We start from the raw sequence: 26,600 nt of genomic DNA on the forward strand, positions 1-26,600 counted from the left end.
ATCGGTGACCGACGCCGCCAGGACGCCGCCGGCATCGTGTGAGGTCGTCGTCATCGGCGGCGGGGTGATCGGCTGCTCCATCGCCTATCACCTGACCAAGATCGGCATCGCCGATGTGGTGCTGCTGGAACGGCGCAAGCTGACCTCCGGCACCACCTGGCACGCGGCGGGGCTGATCGGCCAACTGCGCGGCAGCGCCAACATGACGCGGCTGGCCAAGTACACGGCGGAACTGTACCGCGAACTTGAGGGCGAGACCGGCCAGGCCACGGGCCTGAAGCAGAACGGATCCGTCTCCGTCGCCCTGCACGCAGGGCGCATGGAGGAATTCCGCCGCAACGCCTCCATGGCCAAGGTGTTCGGCCTACAGGTCGACATCATCACCCCGGAAGAGGTCAAGGAACGCCATCCTCTGGTCAACGTCGGCGACGTGCTGGGCGGCACCTGGATTCCGTCGGACGGGCAGGGCAATCCGGCCGATATCACCCTGGCGCTGGCCAAGGGGGCCCGCATGGGCGGTGCCCGCCTGTTCGAGGACACAAAGGTCACGGAGATCATCGTCGAGAACGGCCGCGCCGTCGGCGTTCGGACGGACACGGGCGAGGTGCGGGCCCGTTGGGTCGTCCTGGCCACGGGCATGTGGGCGCGCGACATGGCGGCCAAGGTCGGCGTGACCCTGCCGCTCCATGCGTGTGAGCATTTCTACATCGTCACCGAGCCCTTCGACGGCATGACGCCGGACCTGCCGGTGCTGCGGGTCTATGACGAATGCGCCTATTACAAGGAAGACGCCGGCAAGATGCTGATCGGCGCGTTCGAGCCCAAGGCCAAACCCTGGGGCATGGACGGCATTCCGGACGACTTCGAATTCGACCAATTGCCCGACGACTTCGATCATTTCGAACCCATTCTGGAAGCCGCCATGGCGCGTCTGCCGGCGCTCGAGAACGCGGGCATCCAGACCTTCTTCAACGGCCCGGAAAGCTTTACCCCCGACGTGCGCTACAACCTGGGCCCGGCCCCGGGTTTGGACGGCCTGATGGTGGCGGCGGGGCTCAATTCCATCGGCATCCAGTCGGCGGGCGGTATCGGCCGCGTGGTCGCGGACTGGGTCAAGTCGGGCCACGCCCCCATGGATCTGTGGGAAGTGGACATCCGCCGCCAGATGCCGTTTCAGGCCAACCGCGCCTATCTGCGGGAAAGGGTGTCGGAAAGCCTGGGCCTTCTCTACGCCACCCACTGGCCGTTTCAGCAGTACACCACCGGGCGCGGCCTGCGCCGCTCACCCCTGTATGAGCACCTGAAGGCCGCCAACGCCTGCTTCGGCGAAAGTGCGGGGTGGGAGCGCGCCAACTGGTTCGCGCCCGCGGGAACGGAGCCGAAATACGAATACAGCTACGGCCGCCAGAACTGGTTCGATGCGTCCGCTGGCGAACACCGCGCGGCGCGGGAAGGCGTCGCCCTGTTCGACCTCACCTCCTTCGCCAAGTTCCGGGTCGAGGGTTCGGACGCGGCCAAGGTTTTGGGCCGGGTCTCCGCCAACGATGTGGCGGGCGAGACGGGCCGCGCCGTCTACACCCAATGGCTGAACGATCGTGGCGGGATCGAGGCCGATCTGACCGTGACGCGCCTGGCCGAGGACGCTTTCCTGGTCGTCACCTCCGGGGCCTGTCAGGTGCGGGATTTCCATTGGCTCAAGGGCCATGTGCAAGACCACGAGCGTTGCACCGTCACGGACGTGACCTCGGGCCATGCGGTGATCGGCGTCATGGGCCCCAGGTCGCGGGATCTGCTGGTTAGGCTGACGCCGGAAGATCTGTCGAACGACGCGTTTCCCTTCGGCGCCAGCCGCGAGGTCGAATTCGCCATGGGCCTCGCCCGCATGACCCGCATTTCCTATGCGGGCGAACTGGGCTGGGAAATCATGGCGCCGACGGAATTCGCGGCCCATGTCTATGAGGCGGTCGTCGCGGCGGGCCGGGATTTCGGCCTGGTCCACGCGGGCATGCATGCCATGAACTCGCTTCGCATCGAAAAGGCCTACCGCCATTGGGGCCACGACATTTCCGACGAGGATACCGTGCTCGAGGCCGGGCTCGGATTCGCCGTCGCCTGGGACAAGCCGGGGGGATTCATCGGCCGCGACGCGCTGCTGAGGCAACGCGAAGCCGGGGTGACGCGCCGCCTGCTGCAATTCCTGGTCGATGACCCAACCCCCCTGCTTTACCACAATGAGCCGATCTGGCGGGATGGCGCGATCGTCGGCAAGGTCACGTCGGGCATGTACGGGCACACCCTCGGCGGGGCCGTCGGCATGGGCTATGTGGCTGTACCGGACGGCGGCCCGGCGGGCCTCGATGGCCACGCCTACGAAATCGAAATCGCCGGGGTGCGTTATCCGGCCCAGGCGTCGCTCCGGCCTCTCTACGATCCCGCGTCGTCCCGCCTACGCGGCTGATTTCCCCCGTTAATTGGTGCCGTTTGATGCTCGATCCTGTCCCGGATCGGAGGGACGTCATATTGATTTAACCTATCAATCACATAGTTATTAGCGATTTGACATATCCTTGGCCGCTCACGAGAATTCCCGAAACCCAGGCACGGACCTGCGTGCCGGACGATTTCAAAGGTGAGCAGCATCATGGATCAGACCCAGTCCCATCCCCGCAGCGTTTCCGTCAACGGCCGCACCTATGCCTGGCCCAGCCAGCCCTTGGTGGTGGTCTGCATCGACGGGTCGGAGCCCGATTACATCGAACAGGCCATCGCCGGCGGGCACATGCCGTTCCTGGAAAAGGCGCTGAAGGGCGGATCGGATCTGCGCGCCGACTGCGTGGTGCCCAGCTTCACCAACCCCAACAACCTGTCGATCGTCACCGGCGTGCCGCCCAAGGTGCACGGCATTTCCGGCAACTTCTTCCTGGACCCGGACACGGGCGAGGAAGTGATGATGAACGATCCCAAGTTCCTGCGCACGGACACCATCTTTAAGGCCTTCCACGACGCCGGCGCCAAGGTTGCCATCGTCACCGCCAAGGACAAGCTGCGCCGCCTGCTGGGTCACGGCCTTGATTTCTCGTCGGGCCGTGCCGTCGCGTTTTCGTCGGAAAAGGCCGATGAAACGACCCTGGCCGAGAACGGCATCGCCGACGCCCAGGCCCTGGTCGGCCGGCCGATCCCCGACGTCTATTCGGCGGACCTGTCGGAATTCATCTTCGACGCGGGTGTCAAGCTGATGGAAACCATGCGCCCCGACATCATGTACCTGTCGACCACCGATTACATCCAGCACAAGCACGCCCCCGGCACGCCGGTGGCCAATGCCTTCTACGCCATGATGGACGGGTACTGGGCCAAGCTGGATGCGCTCGGCGCCGTGCTGGCCTTGACCGCCGACCACGGCATGAACGCCAAGTTCGGTGCCGACGGCCAACCCGACGTGATCTACCTGCAAGAAGTGCTCGACGGCATTCTGGGGGCCGGCAAGGCGCGGGTGATCCTGCCGATCACCGACCCCTATGTCGTGCACCACGGGGCCTTGGGCTCCTTCGCCACCGTCTACCTGCCGCCGGACGCGGATACATCCGCCATCATCACCAAGCTGGCCGCGGTTTCCGGCGTGCAGAAGGTTTACGACAGGAAACACGGCTGCGCCGAATTCGAGCTGCCGGAAGACCGCCTGGGCGACCTGATCGTGGTGTCCGACAAGGCCAAGGTGCTGGGCACCTCGTCCGACCGCCACGACCTCAGCCAGTTGAAGGAGCCCCTGCGCTCTCACGGCGGGGTGACGGAACAGAAGGTGCCGCTGATCGTCACCCGCACGGCCTCCGTCGACAGCGGCCGGCGGCTCCGCAACTTCGACATCTTCGACGTGGCGCTCAATCACACGGCGCTCGCCCAGAATGCAGCCTAACTGAAGCCGCTTTAATCAAGACCCCCACCGGGGCGTTTGGAGGAAAATTCCATGGACAGTGCCGCTCTCAAAAACGAAGTGATCCACGAAAAACTCCGCATCGTCGGCGACAGCGGCGTGCGCGACGAGCGCATCGAGGTCATGAACCCCTACACCAACAAGGTCGTCGGCACGGTGCCGAAGGCGTCGGTCGCCGACGTCAAGAAGGCGTTCAAGACCGCCGCCGAGTACAAGCCGACCCTGACCCGGCATGAGCGCGCGGAAATCCTCAAGAAGACCGGCGAAATCCTCTATTCCCGCCGCGAACAGGTGTCCGACCTGATCACCGCCGAATGCGGTCTGTCGAAAAAGGATTCGATGTACGAAGCCGGGCGTTCCAACAGCGTGTTCAACCTGTCCGCCGCCCTGACCCTGATGGACGACGGCGAGGTGTTTTCCTGCGACGTGTCGCCCTCGGGCCCGAAGCGCAAGATCTTCACCACGCGCCAGCCGCTGCGGGCGATCAGCGCCATCACGCCGTTCAACCATCCGCTCAACCAGGTTGCGCACAAGATCGCGCCCTCGGTCGCGACCAACAACTGCATGGTCCTGAAGCCGACGGAAAAGACGCCGCTGACGGCGCTGCTGCTGGCCGACGTTCTTTATGAAGCGGGCCTGCCGCCGGAAATGTTCCAGGTCGTCACCGGCGATCCCAAGGACATCGCCGACGAGATGATCACCAACGAACACGCCGATCTGGTGACCTTCACCGGCGGCGTCGCGGTCGGCAAGTACATCGCCGAACACGCGGGTTACCGCCGCATGGTGCTGGAACTGGGCGGCAACGATCCCCTGATCGTCATGGAAGACGCCGACCTGGAAAAGGCCGCGACCCTGGCCGTCGCGGGCGCCACCAAGAATTCGGGTCAGCGTTGCACGGCGGTGAAGCGCATCCTGGTGGTCGATGCGGTCGCCGACGAATTCGTCAAGATCGCCCTGGAAAAGGTCAAGGCCATCAAGTACGGCGACCCCATGGACCCGGACACGGACGTCGGCACGGTGATCGAGGAAAAGGCCGCCATGCAGTTCGAACGGCGGGTCAACGATGCCGTCGCCAAGGGGGCGGAGCTTCTCTACGGCAACAAGCGGGACGGGGCGCTCTATTCGCCGACCCTGGTCGACCGCGTGCCCTTCGATTGTGAACTGGTGCGCGAGGAAACCTTCGGTCCCGTGGTGCCGATCATCCGCTGCCCCAACGACATCGCCGAGGTCATCAAGATCTCCAACTCCACCGCCTTCGCCCTGTCGTCGGGTGTGTGCACCAACAACATGGAATACATCACCCGCTTCATCGACGGCCTGGTCGTCGGCACGGTCAACGTCTGGGAGGTTCCCGGCTTCCGTATCGAAATGTCGCCCTTCGGCGGGATCAAGGATTCGGGGCTCGGCTACAAGGAAGGCGTGATCGAGGCGATGAAGAGCTTCACCAACGTGAAGACCTTCTCCATGCCTTGGCTCAGTTAGTAGACGTATTTCCATAGTCATCCGATTGTAGAGACCGGAGTTTCAGGCTATAAGCGCACTCAGTGCGTCTATTGAGGGGTGGTCGAGTGTTACGGCGGCCGCCGGGTGAAACGTCTGTCCGGTCCCGCCGCCCTGAAACCTGCACTGGAAAGCGCGACAGCACGTGGAAACCATCATCAACATCGTCGGCGGCGTCGCCCTTCTGTTGTGGGGCATCCGCATGGTGCGCACGGGGATCACCCGGTCCTTCGGCGCCGATCTGCGCCATGCGTTGGCGGCGTCATCGCGTAACCGGGTGACGGGGCTGGCCGCCGGTTTCGGCGTCACCACCATCCTGCAAAGCTCGACCGCGACGGCGTTGATCGTCTCGTCCTTCGCCGGGCAGGGGCTGTTGGGCGGTGTTGCCGCGCTCGCCATCATGCTGGGCGCGGACGTCGGTTCGACCATGATCGTGCAGGCCCTGTCGCTTGACCTGCAGTGGCTGTCCCCGGTGTTGATTTCCGCCGGCGTGTTCCTGTTCCTGTCGACGGAGGCAAGCCGCCGCCGCGCCATCGCCCGCGCCCTTCTCGGGCTCGGCCTGATGCTGCTGTCCCTGCGCCTGATCGCCATGGGCTCCCTGCCGTTCCGCGAGAGCGAGGCCATGGCCGTCCTGGTTCATCCCCTGACCAGCGAGCCGCTGCTGGCCGTGGTGTTCGCGGCCGCCCTGACCTGGGCGTCCCATTCCTCGGTCGCCGTGGTGCTGTTGATCCTGTCGCTGGCCGGCATGCAGGTGCTGAACGTGCAATTGGCCATGACCATGGTGCTGGGCGCCAACCTGGGCGGCGCCTTGGCCGCCGTCGGACTGACGGCCAAGTCCCTGCCGGCCGTGCGCCGGGTGCCGCTCGGCAATCTTTTGATGCGCATGGTCGGCGTGTTCGCCGTGCTGCCCTTCGTGCCTTATCTGCAACCCTATCTGGCGGTGCTGGGCGACACGCCCGCGCGGCTGCTCGCCAATTTCCACACGGGCTTCAATCTGGCCCTGGTCGTGGTGTTTCTGCCGGCCCTTGCCCTGGTCGACTGGGCTGCCCGGCGCATCGCCCCCGACCGCCCGGCGACCGACGATCCCGGCAGTCCCCGATACCTGGACGAAGGGGCGCTCGACACGCCCTCCGTCGCGCTGACCGGGGCGGCGCGAGAGGCCCTGCGCATGGGCGACGCCGTGAAATCCATGCTGTCCGCCACGCGCGACGTGCTGCGCACCAACGATGCGACCCTGCGCAAGACGGTGGAAGCCCAGGACGACGTGGTCGACCGCCTGCACGAGGCGATCAAGCTTTACCTGACCCGGCTGACCGAAGAGGAAATGGACAAGGCGGAAAGCCAGCGCAGCATCGAAATTCTCAGCTTCACCACCAACCTGGAACATGTTGGCGACATTATCGACAAGAACCTGATGGAACTGGCGGGCAAGAAGATCAAGGGCCACATCAACTTTTCCGACGAAGGCTACCGGGAGTTGGAAGCCTTCCACAACCGCATCATGCAGAACCTGGATCTGGCGCTGCACGTGTTCGTGTCGGCCGACGAGGACGCGGCCCGCCGGTTGCTGCACGAGAAGACGGAAATCCGCGATCTGGAACGCCGCTATGTGGAAAATCATTTCCGCCGCATGGGCGAACGGCGCCCGGACACCCTCGATTCCAGCGCCCTGCATCTGGACGTGCTGCGCGACCTGAAGCGGGTCAACAGCCACCTGACCTCGGTCGCCTATCCGATCCTGGAACGCATGGGGGCACTCACGGAAAGCCGCCTGATCGAGGACGCGGCGGAAAAGCAGAGCCGGGACAGGGACACGGCCCTGCCCCTGGGGGTCCAGCCCAGGCGCGAAGACGGCTGACCGTCTAGCCGGACAGCCCGCGCAGGCGTTCCGTGCGCCGGCGCAGCAGTTCCAGCGTCGTCAGCAAGGCAATCGAAAACAGGATCAGGATCGTCGCCGCCGCCAGGATGGTTGGCGATATCTGTTCACGGATGCCGTTCCACATCTGTAACGGGATCGTCTGCTGGTCGTAGGACGCGACGAACAGGACCACGACCACCTCGTCGAACGAGGTGACGAAGGCGAACAGCGCCCCTGAAATCACCCCGGGCAGGATCAAGGGCAGGATCACCTTGCGGAAGGTCGTCACGGGCGAGGCCCCCAGGCTGGCCGCCGCATGGATCAGCGAGCGGTCGAAGCCGGCGAGCGTCGCCGTCACGGTGATGATGACGAACGGGATGCCCAGCATGGCATGGGCCAGCACGATGCCGACGTAGGTATGGGCCAGCCCGGCCTTTGAATAGAAGAAGAACAGCCCCGTCGCCGAGATGATCATGGGCACGATCATCGGCGAGATCAGCAGCGCCATGACGGCGCGGCGAAACGGCATTTCCGGGCGTGACAGGCCGAGCGCCGCGAGCGTGCCCAGCCCCGTCGCGATCAGGGTCGAGGAAATGCCGATGATGAAGGAATTCTTGGCCGCGTGAATCCACTGCGAATTGGCCCAGGCATCCGCCCACCATGCGCCGTCGCGTACCGCGTCGGGCGCGGTCATGCCATAGGTCAGCAGCCGGTCGTACCAGCGCAGGGAGAACCCGTCGGGGTCGAGCGCCAGCATGTCACGGGTGAAGGTGAAATAGGGCTCGGCGTTGAACGACAGCGGCACGATGACGATGATGGGCGCGATCAGGAACAGGAACACCCCGGCGCAGAACGCCAGATACAGGCGGCGCCAGATGCGTTCGAACGTCGTCGCGTGCGGGGGCATCGCCATGACCGTTTCCTAACCCAACTTCATGTTGTCGACGCCGACCAGCCGGTCATACAGCCAGTACAGCAAAATCACGCCGCCCAGCAGCAATGCCCCCAGCGCCGCCGCCAGGCCCCAGTTGAGGCTTTGCAGCATGTGAAAGGCGATCTGATTGGAAATCAGCTGGCCGGACGAGCCGCCGACCAGGGCCGGGGTGATGTAGTAGCCGACGCTGATGATGAACACCAACAGGACGCCCGCGCCGATGCCCGGCACGGTCTGCGGCAGGTAGACGCGAAGGAATGCCGTCACCGGCCCGGCCCCCAGCGAGCGTGCGGCGCGCACGAAATCCTTGGGCACGGTCTTCATCACGGAATAGAGCGGCAGGATCATGAACGGCAGCATGATATGGGTCATGGCGATGACCGTGCCCCATTGATTGTACATGAGCTGCAATCGTCCGTCGTCGCCGAGAACGCCGAGGGAGACCAGCATGTCGTTCAGCACCCCCTGGCTTTGCAAAAGCGTGATCCAGGACGTCGTGCGCACCAGAAGCGATGTCCAGAACGGCAGCAGCACCAGGACCATCAGCAGGTTGGAATACTTGAGCGGCAGGCTGGCCAGAAGATGCGCCGCCGGATAGCCCAGGATCAGGCAGAGCCCCGCGATCAACGCCGAGAGAAACAGGGTGCGCAGAAACAAATGGCCATAGATGCGCCGGTTTTCGGGTGCGCGGACGATATCTCCCTCGGCGTCATAGGAAAGGTCCAGGGCCTGGGCGTAGAAGGCGGCGGTATGCGGGGAGGCGGCGCGGGCCATCACGGTCCACAGGTGCAGGTCGCCCCATTCTTCGTTGAGGGCGAGAAGCTGGTCCTTGTAGGGCGGGCCCTTGATCCGCTTGATCTTCCGCGCCGTCGACTTGAACAGGCTGGTGGCGCCTGTGCGTTCGTAATTGATGCGCGTGCCGACCTGGGCATGGGTGCGGTTGGCGCGCGCTTCCGTCAGGTCGAGGACCAGGGCCTTGAAGGCGTCTTCCCCCGGCACCTGCGCAACGTCGTGGTCCCGCAGCCAGGACGACAGGCGCGGCATGTTGTCGGAAAACACGGGGTTGTAGATGCTGAGGTAAAGCATCTGGCCGATCGGCACGGCGAAGGTCACGATCACGAACAACAGCAGGGGCGCGACCAGAAACAGCGCCTTCAGGCGCGCGCGCCGGGTCGCCCGCGCCAGGGCGGTCTTCAGCGGCGTGCCGTCGCCGGTGGTCAGCGGGCCAAGATCGCCCGCCGCCACGGTGTCGGCTGCCGTCGTCATTGCCCGTTCCAGCCTTCGGCGCCTAGTTGGACGAGATCCAGGCGTTGAACCGTTCGTTCAGTTCGGAATCCCGGTCGGCCCAGAATTCGAAATTGTTGACCAGCGCGTTGCCCATGTTGGCTTCCGCCGTCGGCATGTGGGGGGCCATCGGGGTCTTGCCGTCCTGGTACAGGCCGACCAGCTTGCCCGACGATTTGCGCGCCGGGCCGTAAGCGATGTACTTGGCCTGATCGGCCAGGCGCTGGGTGTCCGTGGCGAACTTGATGAATTCCAGGGCCAGGTCCTTGTTGGGGGCACCCTTGGGGATGACGAACAGGTCGAAATCCAACACTTGGCCGTCCCAGACGATCTTGAAGGGTTTGTCCTCGCCGATGGCGGCATTGAAGATGCGGCCGTTGTAGGCGGTGGTCATGGAAACTTCGCCGTCGGCCAGAAGCTGCGGCGGCTGGGCGCCTGCTTCCCACCACACGACGTGTTTCTTGATGGTGTCCAGTTTCTTGAACGCGCGGGCGACACCCGCGTCCGTGGTCAGCATCTTATAAACGTCGGCCGCCGGCACGCCGTCGGCCATCAACGCCATTTCCAGGTTCGGCTTGGCCCCCTTGCGCAGGCCGCGCTTGCCGGGGAATTTCTTGACGTCGAACAGGTCGGCGATGGTCTTGGGCTCGGCCCCCTTGAACTTGGCGGCGTCATAGGCGAACACGGTCGACCATACGATGTTGGCGACGGCGCAGTCGGTCAAGGCACCTTCGATGAAGTCCTCGGTCGCGGGCGTGCCGTCGGGGGCCGGCGGCAGGACCGCCGGGTCGATGGTTTCCAGCAACCCTTCGTCGCAGTAGCGCACGGCGTCGGAATATTCCACGTCGGCGACGTCGATGGACACGTTGCCCGCCTTGACCTGGGCCTTGATGGGGGCGGCCGGGTTCGGGGCGTCGACGGATTTGATCTTGTGCCCGGTCTTGGCCATCCAGGGCTTGTGATAGGCCTCGACCTGGCTTTTGGTATAGGCGCCGCCCCAGGACACGACGGTAATCTCGCCGGCATTCGCGGGCACGCCGGACAGCATCAGCCCCGCGGCAAGGGCGGCGGCGGCAATCGGTTTCATGGCGGTCATCTTCGATTCTCCTGCTTTAACCAAGCTATTCATTTCAGATATCGACGGGGTCGAGCGCGCGGCAGTCGGCGGCCTGCCAGCCGACGGTGACGGTATCGCCCATCTTGACCGATGGGCGTTCCCCGTCATTGCGCAGCTTGACCACGAAGGCGTCGTTGCCGGCCACGGTCATGCGCACGCGGATATGGTCGCCCAGATAGATCAATTCCTCGACGCGGCCGGTCAGGCGGTTGGGCAAGCCGTCGTCCGTGGGGCCGACCAGTGCCACCCGTTCGGGGCGGATCGACAGGGTTGCTCTTTCCCCCGCGCCGCCGACATTGACGGCCAGCGCCGTGACGCTGCCGCCGCCGTCCAGATCGACGCGGCATTCGCCGCCCTGGATGTCCGCAATACGGCCGGACAGGCGGTTATTCTCGCCGATGAACTGGGCGACGAAGGAATTGGCGGGCTTTTCATACAGCTCGTCCGGCGTCGACAACTGCTGCACCACGCCCCGGTCGAACACGCAGATGCGGTCGGCCATGGTCAGGGCTTCCCCCTGATCGTGGGTGACGTAGACCACGGTGACGCCCAGGTTGTCGTGGATATGCTTGATTTCGTACTGCATCTGCTCGCGCAGTTGCTTGTCCAGGGCGCCCAGGGGTTCGTCCATCAGGATCAGGTCCGGCTCGAACACGAGCGCGCGGGCGACCGCGACGCGCTGCTGCTGGCCGCCGGACAACTGCGCCGGGCGGCGGCCGCCGAAATCGGGCAGTTCGACCATCTCCAGCGCGCGGGCGACCTTGGCCGCGATCTCGGCCTTGGGCATTTTGCGCACGCTGAGCGGAAAGGCGAGGTTTTCCGCCACGGTCATATGCGGGAACAGGGCATAGTTCTGGAACACCATGCCGATGCCCCGCTTGTGGGGCGGCACGGCGTTGATGGGGTTGTCGTTGAGGAATATCTCACCGTGGGTCGCCGGCTCGAACCCGGCCAGCATCATCAGCGAGGTGGTCTTGCCCGATCCCGACGGCCCCAGCATGGTCAGGAATTCGCCCCGGGCGATATCCAGGTTCAGGTCCTTGATGACCAGGGTTTCGCCGTCATAGCTCTTCTGCACGCTCTCGAAGCGGACACTGGCGCCCATGCCGCCGGTGGCGGGGGCGTCTGTTCCTGTGGGTTCGCTGCTGCGTTGAATGTTCAATACCGATCCGTACGGTCTGTTTCCGCGGTCAAAACCTTTAGATGTGCCGTGATTCCGGCCAGGGTAGAGGACCGGGCCGGGCCCCGCAACCGCCCGCCGGGAGAAAACCGGCACGGGGCGCGGAAATCCGCCGCATGCGTTGACAAAGGGGGCGTAATGCCTATACTCCCGCGCTTCCTTTCCGGGAACGTGGATGTCGCTGCATATCGGGCCCATCCCGCCCCCTCCTGACGCCCGCAAGGGCCAGGGAGGGATCAAGGCCTACCGGGACAACGTAGACCGCCGCGGCGATAAAAACCGGCCGCCGGCAAAGCAAAAAGGACTGAGAAGTCATGTCGAAGCGTCTTGCCTCGAAGTACAAGATCAACCGCCGCCTGGGCGAAAACCTTTGGGGTCGCCCGAAAAGCCCCGTCAACACCCGCGAATACGGCCCCGGCCAGCACGGTCAGCGGCGCAAGAAGCCGTCCGACTTCGGCACCCAGCTGATGGCCAAACAGAAGCTGAAGGGCTACTACGGCAACATCTCGGAAAAGAAGTTCCGCAAGTATTACGCCGAAGCCTCGCGCCGCAAGGGTGACACCTCGGAAAACCTGATCGGCCTGCTGGAGCGCCGCCTGGACGCCGTCGTCTACCGCATGAAGTTCGTGCCGACCGTGTTCGCCGCCCGTCAGTTCATCAACCACGGCCACGTGAAGGTGAACGGCAAGAAGGTCAACATCTCCTCCTATCAGGTCAGCGAAGGCGACCTTATCGAGGTCAAGGACAAGTCCCGGGAAATGCCCCTGGTGCTGCTGGCCATAGAATCGTCCGAGCGCGACGTGCCCGACTACATGGAAGTGAACCACAAGAAATTGGCCGGTACCTTCCTGCGCACGCCCAAGCTGGCCGACGTTCCCTATCCGGTTCAGATGGAACCGAACCTGGTCATCGAATTCTATTCCCGCTAAGGGAATTTACGAATTGGCGCGGTTTTCTCCGCGCCGGAAAAGGGGCACCATCGGGTGCCCCTTTTTTGTTGTCCGGGGAACGGGACGGAGAGATCAGCCATGACACCGACGGAAATCGTCGAAAGTTTCTATGCCGATGTATGGAACCGCCGGGATTACGATCAGGCACGGCGCATCATCGCCAAGGACTTTAAATTCCGCGGCTCCCTCGACGATGAACGTCAGGGCGTCGAGGGCTTCATTGATTACAACAAAGGCGTTCACAAAGCGCTCGGCGGCTATACCTGCACCATCCGCGACATGGTGGCGGCAGGGGGGCGTATCGCCGCCCAGATGTACTTTGAAGGCGTCCATCAGGACGACTTCTTCGGGGTGCCGGCCACGGGAAAAACGCTGCACTGGATGGGTGCCGCGTTCTTCGAGATATCGGAGGGCCAAATTCAGAGCCTCTGGGTGCTGGGTGATATTGACGGCCTGAAGCGTCAATTGGGCCTGACGGAAAGCGCCTGGGCGTGACCGTGGGCGCCGCCGCCCCGGAGCAGGGGGCGGCGGGCCATTGGGTCAGGCTGCGGCCGCGTTTTCGGCGGGCGCCTGGCGGATCAGGTAATCGAAGGCCGACAGGGCTGATTTCGCCCCTTCGCCCATGGCGATGATGATCTGCTTGTGCGGCGTGGTCGTGGCGTCGCCGGCGGCGAAGACGCCGGGGACGGAGGTCTCGCCCCGCTGATTGACCTCGATCTCGCCGCGCGGGCTCAACTCCAAGGCGCCCTTCAGCCATTCCGTGTTGGGAACCAGGCCGATCTGCACGAAGATGCCTTCCAGCTCGACCCTGTGCGTCTGCTCGGTCGCCCGGTCCTGATAGGTCAGGCCGGTGACCTTGCCGCCGTCGCCCAGGACTTCCGTGGTCAGGGCCTGGGTGATGACGGTGACGTTGGCCAGACTGCGCAGTTTGCGTTGCAGGACCTCGTCCGCGCGCAGCTGCTTGTCGAATTCGATCAGGGTGACATGGGCGACGATGCCGGCCAGGTCGATTGCCGCCTCGACGCCCGAGTTGCCGCCGCCGATCACCGCCACGCGCTTGCCCTTGAACAGGGGGCCGTCGCAGTGCGGGCAGTAGGCGACGCCATGGTTGCGGTATTCGTCCTCGCCGGGCACGTTCATCTGCCGCCAGCGCGCTCCCGGGCTCAGCACGATGGACCGGGCGTCCAGCGTGGCGCCGTTTTCCAGGGTGATCCGATGCAGGCCACCCGGCTGTGCGGCGGGGGTCAGCGCCGTCGCGCGCTGCAGGTTCATGATGTCGACGTCGTAATCCCGCACATGGGCTTCCAAGGAGGCCGCCAGGGCGGGGCCTTCGGTGTGGGGCACGGAGATGAAATTCTCGATCGCCATGGTGTCCAGCACCTGGCCGCCGAACCGTTCGGAGGCCACGCCCGTGCGGATGCCCTTGCGCGCGGCATAGACCGCGGCCGCCGCCCCCGCGGGGCCGCCGCCGACGATCAGCATGTCGAAGGGGGCCTTGGCGCCGATGGTTTCGGCGGCACGGTCGGCGGCACCCGTGTCGATCTTGGCCAGGATCTGTTCCAGTTCCATGCGGCCCTGGGCGAAGGGCTCGCCGTTCAGGTAGACCGAGGGCACGGCCATGACCTTGCGTGCCTCGACCTCGTCCTGGAACAGGCCGCCGTCGATGGCGACATGGCTGACGTTCGGATTGAACACGGCCATGATGTTGAGCGCCTGCACCACGTCGGGGCAGTTCTGGCAGGACAGGGAGAAATAGGTTTCGAAGCGGAATTCGCCCTTCAGGCCCTTGACCTGGTCCAGGACGTCCGGGGCGATCTTGGGCGGATGTCCGCCCGAATGCAGCAGGGCCAGGACCAGGGAGGTGAATTCGTGACCCAGCGGGATGCCGGCGAACCGCACGCCCGTCTCGGTGCCGTCCCGCAGGATCGTGAAGGACGGCACGCGCTCTCCGGCCGTATCCTCGGCCAGGCGCCAGGACACCTTGTCCGACAGCTCGGAAATGTCCGCGAGCAGGGCCGCCATGTCTTCGGAGGCCTTGCCGTTGTCCAGCGCGGCGACCAGTTCGATCGGCGCGCGCAGGTTTTCCAGATAGCCTTTCAGCTGGGTCTTCAGGGTGTCGTCCAACATGGTCCTGTCTTTCGTTCTTGGGTCAATTCTGGGGAGAGGCGGAAGGGACGCGCCCCCGGGGGAGGGGAAGGGGGCGCGTCCGCTTGCCGGGGTCGGGGTTTAGATCTTGCCGACCAGCTGCAGGGACGGGGCCAGGGTTTCGGCGCCTTCTTCCCATTTGGCCGGGCAGACTTCGTCCGGGTGGGCCCGCACGTACTGAGCGGCCTTGACCTTGCGCAGAAGCTCGGTCGCGTTACGGCCGACGCCTTCGGAGGTCACCTCGACGATCTGGATCACGCCGTCCGGGTCGACCACGAAGGTGCCGCGGTCGGCGAGGCCCTGGCCTTCGCGCATCACCTCGAAGTTGCGGGTGATCGTGCCGGTCGGGTCGCCGATCATCGGGAAGGCGATCTTGCCGATGGCGGGCGAGGAATCGTGCCAGGCTTTGTGCGAGAAATGGGTATCGGTGGAAACCGAATAGATCTCGACGCCCATCTTCTGGAATTCGGCGTAATTGTCGGCCAGATCCTCGAGTTCGGTCGGGCAAACGAAGGTGAAGTCGGCCGGATAGAAGAAGAAGACGGCCCATTTGCCTTTCACGTCGGCGTCGGTGACGGTGGCGAACTTGCCGTCCTTGAAGGCTTCGGCCTTGAACGGCTTCATTTCGGTGTTGATGAGAGACATATCGGCTCCGTTGGTTGGTGTTGTTGGGTACACCCCCTAGATAGCCAATTGCGAATGACTATTAAAATGAATTTACTAATTAAATTAAATCGATAAATACGATTAATTTAAATTCATAAGGATAAAGTGACGATTTTCAGGTGGGCGGGCCGCGAGAGCCGCGAACGGAAACCCCAACGAAAAGGACCGCCAAACGGCGGCCCTTCCCTCAAGCCCTCCCTGGAAACTCGGGGGCCTCATTTTTATGGGGTGATTAAACCCGGACAAATAAGACGAAATTCAAGCGGCGTTTTCAATGCCTTTTTCGTCGAGAAGCTGCTTCAGCTCGCCGGTTTCGTACATTTCCCGGATGATGTCGCAGCCGCCGACGAATTCGCCCTTCACGTAAAGCTGGGGGATGGTCGGCCAGTTGGTGTAGGCCTTGATGCCCTCGCGAATTTCCATGTCATCCAGGACGTTGATGCCCTTGAACTTGACGCCGATGGTCGACAGCGCCTGCACCACGGCGGCGGAAAAACCGCACTGCGGGAACATGGGCGTGCCCTTCATGAACAGCACCACGTCGTTGTCGTCCACTTCCTGCTTAATCTGGGCGAAAACGGGATTCTCGCTCATCTGTGTGTCCTTTCGTTGGGCCCGGGGCAAAATTTCCGGGCGAATCGCCTGAGACGGCCTTGGGTCAGCCGGCCGGGGCCGATGTCTGCAGGGCCAGGGCGTGCAGTTCGTTGCCCATGCGGCCCTGAAGCGCCTGATAGACCATCTGGTGCTGCTGAACGCGGGATTTGCCCCGAAAGGCCTCGGACACCACGACGGCGAGGTAATGGTCCCCGTCGCCGCGCAGGTCCTCGATGGTCACCTCCGCGCCGGGAATTCCTTCCCGGATAAGCGTTTCGATGTCGCCGGCGGCCATGGCCATGGTTAGGTCCCCAAATTCAGCAATCCATTGGGTGAAGATATGGCGCGCCACGGGCGCAAGGTCAACAGTCGGGATCGATGTTGCCGTACAAGAAGATTATGAATGACCGGCCGCCCGGCCCGGCCTTCGTTCGGATTGGTTATTGGGGTTCGGGTGGTGCTTTCCGCGCGGCCTCGGCTTTTTCCCAGTCAAGCTTGGCTTCCTGCCACTTCTTCTCATCATCGGAGGACCCGAAGGTGATCGGCTTCATCCAAACGACAAGCTTGTCCGGATAGCGTTGGGCCGCCCCGGACGCCGCGTCGATCAGCAGGCCGATGCCGCCGCCGATCAGGATGTTCCCGAGGGTCGCTCCGGCAAACTCCTCGTCGATCAGGGTGTTCGTTTTCTCGTAACCGTCCTTTTCGCAGACGACGGTCATCGGCCCGTCGCCTTTTTCGACGACCAGCGACGCAGGCGTGGAAACGACGTGATAGGTCCGCTTTTCCATATCGGTCAGCGAGCATTTCGCCCCGCTCATCAACGGCGTGTCGACGGTCACGGTCTGGGTCGTGCCGGTGGTGACGGTGGAGCAGGCAGACAGGACGGTTCCGGCCGCCAGGACGGCAGCCAAACGATGGATCACGCGCATTTTGAAAGTCCCCCAAAGAGCAAAGCCAGATAACGCTATTAGCAAGCAATACTGGTATTTCCCAGAATTAATTCTAGGGCCGCCTGAAAGGGGGCGAGGCTTACGGAGCGGCCATGTAGGCCGGCATCCAGGTTTCGTGGATATCCCTGAGGTCACCCAGGGCGACCCGGCCGTGGCCGTCCACGTCGATATGGTCGCCGCCGCAGGTGCCGAGAACCAGCGCCGGCACGCCCGTGTCATGGGCGGCGGCAGCGAGTTGTGCCGCGTCGCCGGTGGTGACCAGATAGCGCGCCTGATCCTCGCCGAACAGGAAGGCGGTCGCATTAACGCCGTCGGGCAGGGTCATGCTGGCGCCCAGGCCGCCGGCCAGCGCCATTTCCGTGAGCGCCACCAGCAGCCCGCCGTCGGACAGGTCGTGGCAGGCGGTGATCTGGCCCCCTTCGATCAGCGAGCGCACGAAATCGCCGGTGCGCCGCTCCACCCCCAGGTTGACCGGGGGCGGTGATCCGGCCTCGCGGCCCTCGATCTCGCGAAGATAAAGGGATTGGCCGAGGTGACCCTTGGTCGCGCCGATCAGAACCAGGGCCTGTCCTTCGCCCGGAAGGGCGGTGCCAACCCGCTTGGCCGCGTCCTGCAACAGGCCGACGCCGCCGATGGTGGGGGTCGGCGGGATACCGGTGCCGTTGGTTTCGTTGTACAGCGACACGTTGCCGGACACGACCGGGAAGTCGAGCGCCACGCAGGCCTCGCGGATGCCTTCGATGCAGCCGACGAACTGGCCCATGATTTCCGGGCGTTCCGGGTTGCCGAAGTTCATGTTGTCGGTGATGGCGATGGGCTTGGCGCCGACGGCGACCAGGTTGCGCCAGGCTTCGGCCACGGCTTGCCGCCCGCCCTCGACCGGATCGGCCAGGCAATAACGCGGTGTGCAGTCGGACGTCATGGCCAATGCCTTCTTGGTGCCGTGCACGCGCACGACCCCGGCGTCGCCACCCGGTCTTCCGATGGTGTCGCCCATGACCATGTGGTCGTACTGTTCCCAGATCCAGCGCTTGGATGCCAGATGCGGACAGCCCATCAGGGTTTTCAGCGCGTCCAGGGGGGGCACGTCCTTCGTCAGGTCCGCCGGGGTGATTTCCGCCTGTTTCGGCGTCGGCACCCAGGGCCGGTCGTATTCGGGGCTGGCCAGCGCCAGCGGGTCGATCGGCAGGTCGGCGACGATCTCGCCCTTGTGGCGCAGCACCATGTGCCCCGTGTCGGTCAGCTTGCCGACCACGGCGAAATCCAGTTCCCACTTGTCGAAAATCTTGCGGGCGTCGTCCTCGCGCCCGGGCTTCAGCACCAGCAGCATGCGTTCCTGGCTTTCCGACAGCATCATTTCATAGGCCGTCATGCCGTCTTCGCGCTGCGGCACCTGATCCAGGTCCAGTTCGACCCCGGTGCCGCCCTTGGACGCCATCTCGAAGCTGCTGGAGGTCAGCCCCGCGGCGCCCATGTCCTGAATGGCGACGATCATGTCCGTGGCCATCAGTTCCAGACAGGCCTCGATCAACAGCTTCTCGGTGAATGGGTCGCCAACCTGCACGGTCGGGCGCTTTTCGTCCGAATCGTCCGTGAATTCGGCCGATGCCATGGTCGCGCCGTGGATGCCGTCGCGCCCGGTCTTCGATCCCACATAGATGATCGGATTGCCGATGCCCGTGGCGGCGGAATAGAAAATCTTGTCCTGGTCGGCGACGCCCACGGTCATGGCGTTGACCAGGATGTTGCCGTTGTAGCCCGGGTGGAATTCGCATTCCCCGCCCACGGTCGGCACGCCGACGCAGTTGCCGTAGCCGCCGACCCCGGCGACCACGCCCGCCACCAGATGGCGGGTCTTGGGATGATCGGGTGATCCGAAGCGCAACGCGTTCAGGTTGGCCACGGGCCGGGCCCCCATGGTGAACACGTCGCGCAAGATGCCGCCCACGCCGGTCGCCGCCCCCTGATAGGGTTCGATGAAACTGGGGTGGTTGTGGCTTTCCATCTTGAAGATGGCGGCCTGGCCGTCGCCGATGTCGATTACGCCCGCGTTCTCGCCGGGCCCGCAGATCACGCGCTTGCCCTCGGTCGGCAGGGTTTTCAGCCATTTTTTCGAGGATTTGTAGGAGCAATGCTCCGACCACATGACGGAAAAGATGCCCAGTTCCGTCAGGTTCGGCGCGCGGCCGAGGATTTCCAGAACCTTTTCGTACTCGGCAGGGCTCAGGCCGTGCTCGGCGACGATTTCAGGCGTGATTTCCGGGGAATTCTGGGGAGCGTTCATGGCGGACTTCTTAGCAAATCCCCGGCGTTTGGCAATGTTTTATCGGCCCGGAGGGGGCTTGCGGCGGGGAATTCCGTGATTAATGGGGCCCGCCTAGCGCCAGGGCCGCCGGGCGGGTGGTGTTCCGGGGCGGCGCAGGCGGATTCTCGGGCCGTCCACGGCCGCGGCGGGCAGGGGCCTGCCCCCGACACCGGCCAGAAGCGGCACGTCACGGCGTTTGAAGAAGGGGACCAGGATCATGCCGGCGACAGCCCCGCCGATATGCGCCCAGAAGGCGACGCCGCCGCCCGTGCCGGGGGTGGCCGCGGCGTTGACGAATTGCAGGCCGATCCAGGCGGCCAGGGCGATCCCCGCCGGCACGGGCACGACGCGCACGAAGATGAGAATCCAGATCAGCACGTTGATCCGCGCGGTCGGATGCAACAGCAAATAGGCCCCCATGACCCCGGATATGGCCCCCGACGCGCCGACCAGCGGCACGGTCGATCCGGTGTCGATCAACATATGGGTCCCCACGGCGGCCAGGCCGCAGACCAGATAGAAAATCAGAAAACGGACATGGCCCATGCAGTCCTCGACGTTGTCGCCGAGAATCCAGAGATAAAGCATGTTGCCGATCAGGTGCATCCAGCCGCCGTGCATGAACATCGAGGTCAGCAGGGTCATTTCCGCCGGTATCCAGGACAACTCCGGCGACAGGGTCCGTTCGCCGAACACCACGGCGGGGATGGTGCCCAGCGCATAGACCGCTTCCTGGGCGCGGCGCGGGTCCAGGCTCGCCTGCCACAGGAACACGGCGACGCAGGCGACGATCAGGGCCACGGTCACGTATTGGAAGGAAATGCGGTGCCGGGGGTTGGAATCGGATATCGGCAGCAGCATGGAATGGCGGTCTCCTCGGGCGGGGACGTCGAGCCCCCATCGGTACGTGCCGATTATGGCCAAAGCCGGGCGTCCCGGCCAGCATGCGCGGGTCTGGTAACGGCCGACGCGTAAATCTGTTGTCCCTGAGGGGCGTCAGATTGTATACAATGTGCCGCCAAGCCGCCCGGGGCCGTCCGGCCTCGACGATCCTCATGCGCGGCGGAAAACAAGGAGACACGCATCCATGACCGAGATCCTGCGCACGCCCGTGACCGACGCCTCCGCCTGGCGCGGAACGGATTATCCCGATGCGGCGGCATGGACCCTGACGCTGACCGTGGACCAGATCGCCGAACTGAACGCGGCCCTGGCGGTGGTCAAGGCGGCGGGTGGGACCCTTGGCTTCGCGCGCGAGGATTTTCCCCTGCCGGCCCTGGGTCCGGTGCTGGACGAGGTGTCCGACGAAATCCAGTACGGCCGGGGGTTCCAGGTGATCCGGGGGCTCGATCCCCAGCGCTATGAACTGGACGACCTGAAGATGATCCTGTGGGGGATCGGTCAGTACCTGGGCATCGGCATCGTCCAGAACAAGCAGGGTGACTTGATCGGCCAGGTCATGGATCACGGCGACAAGTTCGACGGCAAGGACCCTTACCTGTCCGGCGTGCGTTTCTACCGCACCTCGTTGGATCTGCCGCCCCATACGGACAGCTGCGACGTGGTCGGCCTGATGTGCGTGCGCCGGGCCAAGACGGGGGGCGAAAGCTCCGTGGTCTCGGCCACGGCCATCTACAACGAAATCCTCAAGACCCGCCCGGATCTGATCGATCCCCTGTGCGGCGGCTTCCACGTCGATCTGGCGTCCAAGACCGGCAACATGACGGAAGTCACCCAGCAGCGCATCCCCGTGTTCGCCTATTACGAGGGTGCGCTGGCCTGCCGCTACAACAAGCGTCAGCTTGAACTGGGCGCCGAAAAATCGGGCCATCCCCTGACGCCGTTGCAGCAGGAAGCCATCGATTATTTCCGCGAACTGTCGATCCGTCCCGATCTGCGCCTGGACATGATGCTGGAGCCGGGGGATTTTCAGATCCTCAACAACCGCACGACGCTGCATTCCCGCCAGGAATTCGTGGATCACGCCGAGGCTGACCAGAAACGCCTGATGCTGCGCATCTGGATGATCACCCCCGAAGGCCGTCCGGTGGCGCCGGAAATGCTGAACCTGCTCAACACCGGCCCGCGGGGCGGCGTCGCCGCCCAGCAATAAGGGCGCGCACCCAATGAAGGATGGAGACGTGATGAAGGACGCCGACAAGGCGGTGCCGGGGGCGACCGCGGTTCTGGCGGATTTCGCCGCCGGATTGACGTTCGAGGACCTGCCGGGAGATGTCGTCGAACATCTGAAGCTGGCGGTGCTCGACGGATTGGCCTGCTGCCTGCACGGCGCCACCCTGCCGTGGACGCGCATGGTCGCCGACCTGGTCGACGCCGACGGCGGCACGCCCGAGGCGTCCCTGATCGGCATGCTGCGCATGGTGCCCGTGGCCAACGCCGTGCTGGTCAACGCCACGGCGGGCCATGCGTTTGAGATGGACGACATCCACCGCGACGCCATCACCCATCCCAATTCCATCGCCGTGCCGGTGGCGCTCAACATGGGCGAGCGCCTGCTGGGCACGCGCCGCGCCGGGGTGCCGGGGGCGCTGGTGCTGACCGCCATGGCGGCGGGATACGAGGTCGCCTGCCGCGTCGGGGCCGCCGCCGGGACCGACCTTCTGTTGCGGGGGTTCCACCCCCAGGGCACCGTCGGCCCGCTGGTCGCCGCCGCCACGGCGGCGCGCATGATGGGCCTGGACGCCGCCGGCATGGCCAACGCGCTGGGCATCGCCGGATCGCTCGGCGCCGGGCTGATGGCGGCTCAGGAAGGGGCCATGGTCAAACGCCTGCATTCCGGCCGTGCGGCCGAGGCCGGGGTCCGGGGGGCGGAGTTGGCGGCCAAGGGCTTCACCGGTATCTCCGACATGGTCGAGGCCGAATACGGCGGCTTCCTCGCCGCCTTCGCCGGCAAGATCAACGTGGACCGCGCCGTGCAGGGTCTGCTGCCCGGCCAGGACATGCAATGGGAAGTCCTGCGCACGGGGTTCAAGCCCCATGCCATGGTGACCAGCATTCACGGCGCCCTCGACGCGCTCCGCACCGTGATGACGGACAACGATCTGGCCGCCGGCGACATCGCCCGCATCACGGCATATGTCAGCCATCCGACCTATGTCCATTGCGCCTGGCCCTACAAGGCCCAGGGCATCACGGCGGCGCAGATGAACCTGTATTACGGGCTCGCCATGATCGCCCTGGACGGCGAGGCCTTCACCGCCCAGTTCACCGAGGACCGCATCAAGGCGCCCGAGGTGCTCAGGTTCATCGACCGCATCGACGCCGAGGTCGATCCCGCGATCGAGGCCGAGGGTCCGGGTGCGCGCCACATGGCGCGGGTCACGGTGCGCACCACGGACGGGCGGGAGTTGTCCCATACCGAGCGCAACCGCCGCGGCAGCCCGGAAAACCCCGTTTCGGCGGCGGACCTGGACCGCAAGTACGATGCGCTTGCGATTCCGGTGCTGGGCGAGGCCAAGGCGGCGAAGGTGAAGGACTTCGTAGCCGGCCTGGACACCGCCGAGGACATCCGCCCGCTGATGAATCTGTTGACGGCGTAAACAGCCGCGCGGTGGCGGCGCGGGGCGGGTTGGTGTAGAATCGACCCGTTCAGGGGGATCAACCCTTAAGGTGGAGGTCCTGACCATGCCTGAAGAACGCCGCGCCGCGCGCCGGTTCGATATCAGCGAGCTTATCTTCGTATCCTCCAAGGCGGAGACGAGAACGGGGCTTCTGCGGGACATTTCCCGGCAGGGGGCGCAGGTCGAATTTTCCGATATTCTTGGCCGGACCCAGCATGCCTTTGCCGCGGGCGACGCGGTCGATCTTCGCATTGACGGGCTGGGTGAATTGCCCGGCGTCGTCTCGCGCCTGACGGGCAAGGGGGTTGCCATCGAATTCCGGATCGACGGCGAGCGGCAGGAAATGCTGCGGGCGGAAATTCAGGAAGCCTTCGACGCGGCTTAGTAGCGCCAGAAATCCCGGTCGAACATGACAAGCAGGGCCAGCACCTCAAGCCGCCCGGCCAGCATGGCCAGCGTCAGAATCCATTTCGCCGCGTCGGGCAGGGGTTCGAACGTGCCGGACGGGCCGATGATCGGGCCCAGGCCCGGGCCGACGTTGGTGATCGCGGTCACCGTCGCCGAATAGGCCGTCAGGATATCCAGTTCCAGGAACGACAGCGCCACCGTGAACACGGCGATGGTCGCCACGAACACGGCCAGGAAGGCGAGGATGGAATAGGGCACGTCGTCCGGCACGGGGGCCCCGTTATAGGTCAGCTGGATCACCCGGTTGGGGCTGAACAGGCGCTTCACATGGGCGCGCACCAGTTTGTAGAGGATCTGGTGGCGGTAGATCTTGATCGCGCCCGAGGTCGACCCCGAACAGCCGCCGATGTACATGAGGGCCAGGAACACCCCGACCCCGCCGGGACCCCAGGTCGTGTAGTCGTCGGTGGCGAAGCCCGTGGTGGTCACCACCGAGGTCACGTTGAACGCCGTCAGGGTCAGGGCTTCGGGAAACGAAATGCCGCGCTCCCAGGTCATCCAGCCGGCCAGGCCGAGGCTGACGACGACCAAAAGGGTGATGAAGCCGCACACCTGTTCATCGGAGAATATTTGGCCCGGGCTTCCGCGCGCGGCCTTGATGTACAGGTAGAACGGAATGGCGCCGGCGGCCATGAACGCCGTGGCGACCCAGTGCAGGGCCGGGTTCTTGAAAAACCCGAAGGACGCGTCGTGGGTCGAATAGCCGCCCGTCGATACCGTCGCCATGGCATGGGTCACGGCGTCGAACAGGGACATGCCGAAGATGAAATAAAGCAGGGCGCAAAGCACCGTCAGCAGCGTGTAGAAGGCCATCAGGTAGATGACCATCTGGAACGCGCTGGCGCTGAACTTCTCGCCCGTGTCCGAACTTTCGATCTTGAACAGCTGCATGCCGCCGACCCGCATCAGCGGCAGCATGAGGATCGCCATGGCGATGATCCCGATGCCGCCCAGCCATTGCAGGATCGCCCGCCACAAAAGGATGCCCGGCGGCAGGTGATCCAGGCCGGTCAGGATGGTGGAGCCGGTGGTGGTGATGCCGGACATGGATTCGAACACCGCGTCGGTCAGGCTGATGCCCAAGCCCAGGAACGGGATCGCCGCGATGGCGGCGACCGTGACCCAGCCCAGGGCCGTGACCAGAAACGCCTGGCGCAGATTCAGCTTGATGCCGTCCTTGGGCCAGGCGGCGATGGCCAGGGCGAAGCCGATGAAGCCGGTGACCAGGGCCGCCGTGATGAACGGTTTCCAATCCTGGTCGTGGTAGATGGCATCGGTCAGGGCCGGGATGCAAAGAAGCACCGCGACAAAGCAGGACAGCAGCCCCAGAAGGTGCACGACGGGCCGAATGTTCAGCATCTCGTGACCCTCCTTTAAGGGTCGGCGGAAACGGCCGGGCAGGTGCGGCCTAGTGCAGGGCGGCGACCAGCCCGTCGAACAGGGGTTTGCCGTCGGTGCCGCCAAGCGCGGCTTCGGCAAGGCGTTCGGGGTGCGGCATCATGCCCAGCACATTGCCGGCCTCGTTGACGATGCCGGCGATGTTGTTGCGGCTGCCGTTGGGATTGGCCTCGTCCGCAACCTTGCCCTTGGGGTCGCAGTAGCGGAAGGCGACGCGGCCTTCGCCCTCAAGACGGTCCAGGGTCGCGTCGTCGGCGAAATAGTTGCCGTCGTGATGGGCGACGGGGATGCGGATCACCTGATCTGCCGAATAGGCGCCGGTGAACGGCGTGTCCGTGTTCTCGACCTTGAGCCACACGTCCTTGCACACGAATTTCAGGCCCGCGTTGCGCATCAGGGCCCCCGGCAGCAGGCCGGCCTCGGTCAGCACCTGAAAGCCGTTGCACACGCCCAGCACGGGCACACCCTTGTTGGCGCGCTCCACCACCGTGCGCATGACCGGCGAATTGGCGGCCATCGCACCGGAGCGCAGATAATCGCCATAGCTGAACCCGCCCGGCACGGCGATCAGGTCGACGTCGGGCAGTTCGGTGTCGCGGTGCCAATGCATGATGACGTCCGTTCCCGTCACCGCTTCCAGCGCGACCTTCATGTCGCGGTCGCAGTTGGAGCCGGGAAAGACGATGACGGCGGCTTTCGTGTTGGTCGGCATGGCGGGGGATCAGCCTTCGGCGATATCGACGGAAAAGTTCTCGATCACCGTGTTGGCCAGCAGCTTCTGGCACATGGCCTCCACGGATGCCTTGGCCTTCTTGGGATCGGTTTCGGCCAGTTCCAGTTCGATGTACTTGCCCTGGCGCACGTCGTTGACGCCGGCGAAGCCGAGCCCGGCCAGCGAATGCTGGACCGCCTTGCCTTGCGGATCGAGAACGCCGGATTTCAGGGTAACGTGGACGCGTGCTTTCATCTTACTGAACGGTCTCCGGTTCCTTGATGTCGACGGGGCCCGATTCCGGCAGGATGCCGAGGCGCCGGGCGACCTCCTGATAGGCCTCCGCGACATTGCCGAGATCGCGGCGGAATCGGTCCTTGTCCATCTTTTCGTTGGTCACGAGGTCCCACAGGCGCATGGAATCGGGGCTGATCTCGTCGGCCAGCACGATGCGCATGGTCTGGTCGTTTTCCCATAGGCGGCCGAATTCCAGCTTGAAATCGACCAGTTTCAGGCCGATGCCCATGAACAGGCCCGACAGATAGTCGTTGATGCGTAAAGACAGGGCCATGATCTCGTCCATGTCCTGCGGCGTCGCCCAGCCGAAGGCGGTGACGTGTTCCTCGGCGATCAGGGGGTCGCCCAGTTCGTCCGACTTGTAGCAGAATTCGATGATCGAGCGCGGCAGGGCCGTGCCTTCCTCCATGCCGAAGCGCTTGGAGAACGTGCCGGCGGCGACGTTACGCACGATGATCTCGACGGGGATGATCTCGACCTCGCGGACAAGCTGCTCGCGCATGTTGAGGCGCCGCACGAAGTGGGTCGGCACGCCGATCTCGCCGAGGCGGAGCATCAAATACTCGGAAATCCGGTTGTTGAGCACCCCCTTGCCGGTGATGGTGCCCTTTTTCTGGTTGTTGAAGGCGGTCGCGTCGTCCTTGAAGTACTGAACGATGGTGCCGGGTTCCGGGCCCTCGAAAAGGACCTTTGCCTTGCCTTCGTAAATCTGTCTGCGTCTTGCCAT

The 26,600-nt window shown here is 64.5% G+C and carries 24 protein-coding genes; 9 read left to right on the forward strand and 15 right to left on the reverse strand.

Annotated features, from left to right (window positions below; translation table 11 throughout):
• Window positions 1-4 precede the first annotated feature (4 nt).
• The 4 genes from RJ527_10485 (at window position 5) to RJ527_10500 (ending at window position 7,292) form a co-directional block, all read left to right on the forward strand.
• Window positions 5-2,458 carry an FAD-dependent oxidoreductase gene (locus tag RJ527_10485; GenBank protein ID WND74473.1) on the forward strand — a complete coding sequence of 818 codons (2,454 nt, stop codon included), beginning with the start codon at window positions 5-7 and terminating at the stop codon, window positions 2,456-2,458.
• Window positions 2,459-2,641: 183 nt separating this feature from the next.
• Window positions 2,642-3,913: a phosphonoacetate hydrolase gene (phnA, locus tag RJ527_10490; protein ID WND74474.1), complete on the forward strand. Its 1,272-nt coding sequence runs from the start codon at window positions 2,642-2,644 to the stop codon at window positions 3,911-3,913.
• Window positions 3,914-3,964: 51 nt separating this feature from the next.
• The gene (gene phnY, locus RJ527_10495; GenBank protein WND74475.1) at window positions 3,965-5,416 is read left to right on the forward strand and encodes a phosphonoacetaldehyde dehydrogenase; all 1,452 of its coding nucleotides are present in this window, start codon (window positions 3,965-3,967) and stop codon (window positions 5,414-5,416) included.
• Between the two features lie 163 nt (window positions 5,417-5,579).
• Window positions 5,580-7,292: a Na/Pi cotransporter family protein gene (locus RJ527_10500; GenBank protein ID WND74476.1), complete on the forward strand. Its 1,713-nt coding sequence runs from the start codon at window positions 5,580-5,582 to the stop codon at window positions 7,290-7,292.
• 4 nt (window positions 7,293-7,296) lie between these two features.
• On the opposite strand, the gene RJ527_10505 is transcribed toward RJ527_10500, so the two are convergent.
• The 4 genes from RJ527_10505 to RJ527_10520 are packed head-to-tail and all read right to left on the reverse strand — an operon-like array spanning window position 7,297 to window position 11,732.
• Entirely contained in the window at window positions 7,297-8,205 is a 909-nt protein-coding gene (locus RJ527_10505; protein ID WND74477.1) for an ABC transporter permease, read from the reverse strand.
• Window positions 8,206-8,214: 9 nt separating this feature from the next.
• The gene (locus tag RJ527_10510; protein ID WND74478.1) at window positions 8,215-9,492 is read right to left on the reverse strand and encodes an ABC transporter permease; all 1,278 of its coding nucleotides are present in this window, start codon (window positions 9,490-9,492) and stop codon (window positions 8,215-8,217) included.
• 22 nt (window positions 9,493-9,514) lie between these two features.
• A complete protein-coding gene (locus RJ527_10515; protein ID WND74479.1) occupies window positions 9,515-10,606 on the reverse strand; it encodes an ABC transporter substrate-binding protein in 1,092 nt (363 codons plus the stop codon).
• Between the two features lie 34 nt (window positions 10,607-10,640).
• Complete coding sequence (locus tag RJ527_10520) at window positions 10,641-11,732, reverse strand: ABC transporter ATP-binding protein (protein ID WND78048.1); 1,092 nt, start codon at window positions 11,730-11,732, stop codon at window positions 10,641-10,643.
• Between the two features lie 389 nt (window positions 11,733-12,121).
• On the opposite strand from RJ527_10520, the gene rpsD reads away from it, so the two are divergent.
• Both rpsD and RJ527_10530 read left to right on the forward strand, forming a co-directional pair.
• Complete coding sequence (rpsD, locus tag RJ527_10525) at window positions 12,122-12,736, forward strand: 30S ribosomal protein S4 (GenBank protein WND74480.1); 615 nt, start codon at window positions 12,122-12,124, stop codon at window positions 12,734-12,736.
• Window positions 12,737-12,835: 99 nt separating this feature from the next.
• Window positions 12,836-13,252 (forward strand): ester cyclase, encoded by a 417-nt coding sequence (locus RJ527_10530; GenBank protein ID WND74481.1) that lies wholly within the window; start codon window positions 12,836-12,838, stop codon window positions 13,250-13,252.
• 45 nt (window positions 13,253-13,297) lie between these two features.
• Here RJ527_10530 and ahpF read toward each other — a convergent pair whose 3' ends face one another.
• From ahpF to RJ527_10565, 7 genes are all read right to left on the reverse strand, one after another.
• On the reverse strand, window positions 13,298-14,884 hold the full coding sequence (gene ahpF, locus RJ527_10535) for an alkyl hydroperoxide reductase subunit F (protein WND74482.1): 1,587 nt from the start codon (window positions 14,882-14,884) through the stop codon (window positions 13,298-13,300).
• A 99-nt stretch (window positions 14,885-14,983) separates the two neighbouring features.
• Window positions 14,984-15,547 (reverse strand): alkyl hydroperoxide reductase subunit C, encoded by a 564-nt coding sequence (gene ahpC / locus RJ527_10540; GenBank protein WND74483.1) that lies wholly within the window; start codon window positions 15,545-15,547, stop codon window positions 14,984-14,986.
• Between the two features lie 279 nt (window positions 15,548-15,826).
• Entirely contained in the window at window positions 15,827-16,162 is a 336-nt protein-coding gene (gene grxD / locus RJ527_10545; GenBank protein ID WND74484.1) for a Grx4 family monothiol glutaredoxin, read from the reverse strand.
• Window positions 16,163-16,226: 64 nt separating this feature from the next.
• A complete protein-coding gene (locus tag RJ527_10550; GenBank protein WND74485.1) occupies window positions 16,227-16,463 on the reverse strand; it encodes a BolA family transcriptional regulator in 237 nt (78 codons plus the stop codon).
• Window positions 16,464-16,602: 139 nt separating this feature from the next.
• The gene (locus RJ527_10555; GenBank protein WND74486.1) at window positions 16,603-17,091 is read right to left on the reverse strand and encodes a hypothetical protein; all 489 of its coding nucleotides are present in this window, start codon (window positions 17,089-17,091) and stop codon (window positions 16,603-16,605) included.
• A gap of 100 nt (window positions 17,092-17,191) precedes the next feature.
• Window positions 17,192-19,396 carry a phosphoribosylformylglycinamidine synthase subunit PurL gene (gene purL / locus RJ527_10560; GenBank protein WND74487.1) on the reverse strand — a complete coding sequence of 735 codons (2,205 nt, stop codon included), beginning with the start codon at window positions 19,394-19,396 and terminating at the stop codon, window positions 17,192-17,194.
• Window positions 19,397-19,489: 93 nt separating this feature from the next.
• Window positions 19,490-20,278, reverse strand: a complete 789-nt coding sequence (locus RJ527_10565) for a rhomboid family intramembrane serine protease (GenBank protein ID WND74488.1) — start codon at window positions 20,276-20,278, stop codon at window positions 19,490-19,492.
• Window positions 20,279-20,504: 226 nt separating this feature from the next.
• On the opposite strand from RJ527_10565, the gene RJ527_10570 reads away from it, so the two are divergent.
• From RJ527_10570 to RJ527_10580, 3 genes are all read left to right on the forward strand, one after another.
• Window positions 20,505-21,530: a TauD/TfdA family dioxygenase gene (locus RJ527_10570; protein ID WND74489.1), complete on the forward strand. Its 1,026-nt coding sequence runs from the start codon at window positions 20,505-20,507 to the stop codon at window positions 21,528-21,530.
• A 31-nt stretch (window positions 21,531-21,561) separates the two neighbouring features.
• Entirely contained in the window at window positions 21,562-22,977 is a 1,416-nt protein-coding gene (locus tag RJ527_10575; GenBank protein WND78049.1) for an MmgE/PrpD family protein, read from the forward strand.
• Between the two features lie 85 nt (window positions 22,978-23,062).
• Complete coding sequence (locus RJ527_10580) at window positions 23,063-23,383, forward strand: PilZ domain-containing protein (GenBank protein ID WND74490.1); 321 nt, start codon at window positions 23,063-23,065, stop codon at window positions 23,381-23,383.
• Here the strand turns inward: RJ527_10580 and RJ527_10585 are convergent.
• From RJ527_10585 to RJ527_10600, 4 genes are read right to left on the reverse strand one after another with little or no spacing between them, the layout of a single operon-like run.
• Window positions 23,380-24,825: a TrkH family potassium uptake protein gene (locus RJ527_10585; GenBank protein ID WND74491.1), complete on the reverse strand. Its 1,446-nt coding sequence runs from the start codon at window positions 24,823-24,825 to the stop codon at window positions 23,380-23,382. The genes RJ527_10580 and RJ527_10585 overlap by 4 nt on opposite strands.
• A 49-nt stretch (window positions 24,826-24,874) precedes the next feature.
• The gene (purQ, locus tag RJ527_10590; GenBank protein WND74492.1) at window positions 24,875-25,576 is read right to left on the reverse strand and encodes a phosphoribosylformylglycinamidine synthase subunit PurQ; all 702 of its coding nucleotides are present in this window, start codon (window positions 25,574-25,576) and stop codon (window positions 24,875-24,877) included.
• A 9-nt stretch (window positions 25,577-25,585) separates the two neighbouring features.
• Entirely contained in the window at window positions 25,586-25,831 is a 246-nt protein-coding gene (purS, locus tag RJ527_10595; protein WND74493.1) for a phosphoribosylformylglycinamidine synthase subunit PurS, read from the reverse strand.
• A 1-nt stretch (window position 25,832) separates the two neighbouring features.
• Window positions 25,833-26,600 carry a phosphoribosylaminoimidazolesuccinocarboxamide synthase gene (locus RJ527_10600; protein WND74494.1) on the reverse strand — a complete coding sequence of 256 codons (768 nt, stop codon included), beginning with the start codon at window positions 26,598-26,600 and terminating at the stop codon, window positions 25,833-25,835.

The organism is Thalassospiraceae bacterium LMO-SO8, from assembly GCA_031655335.1.
In the GTDB taxonomy this organism is placed as follows: Bacteria; Pseudomonadota; Alphaproteobacteria; order Rhodospirillales; family Casp-alpha2; genus UBA1479.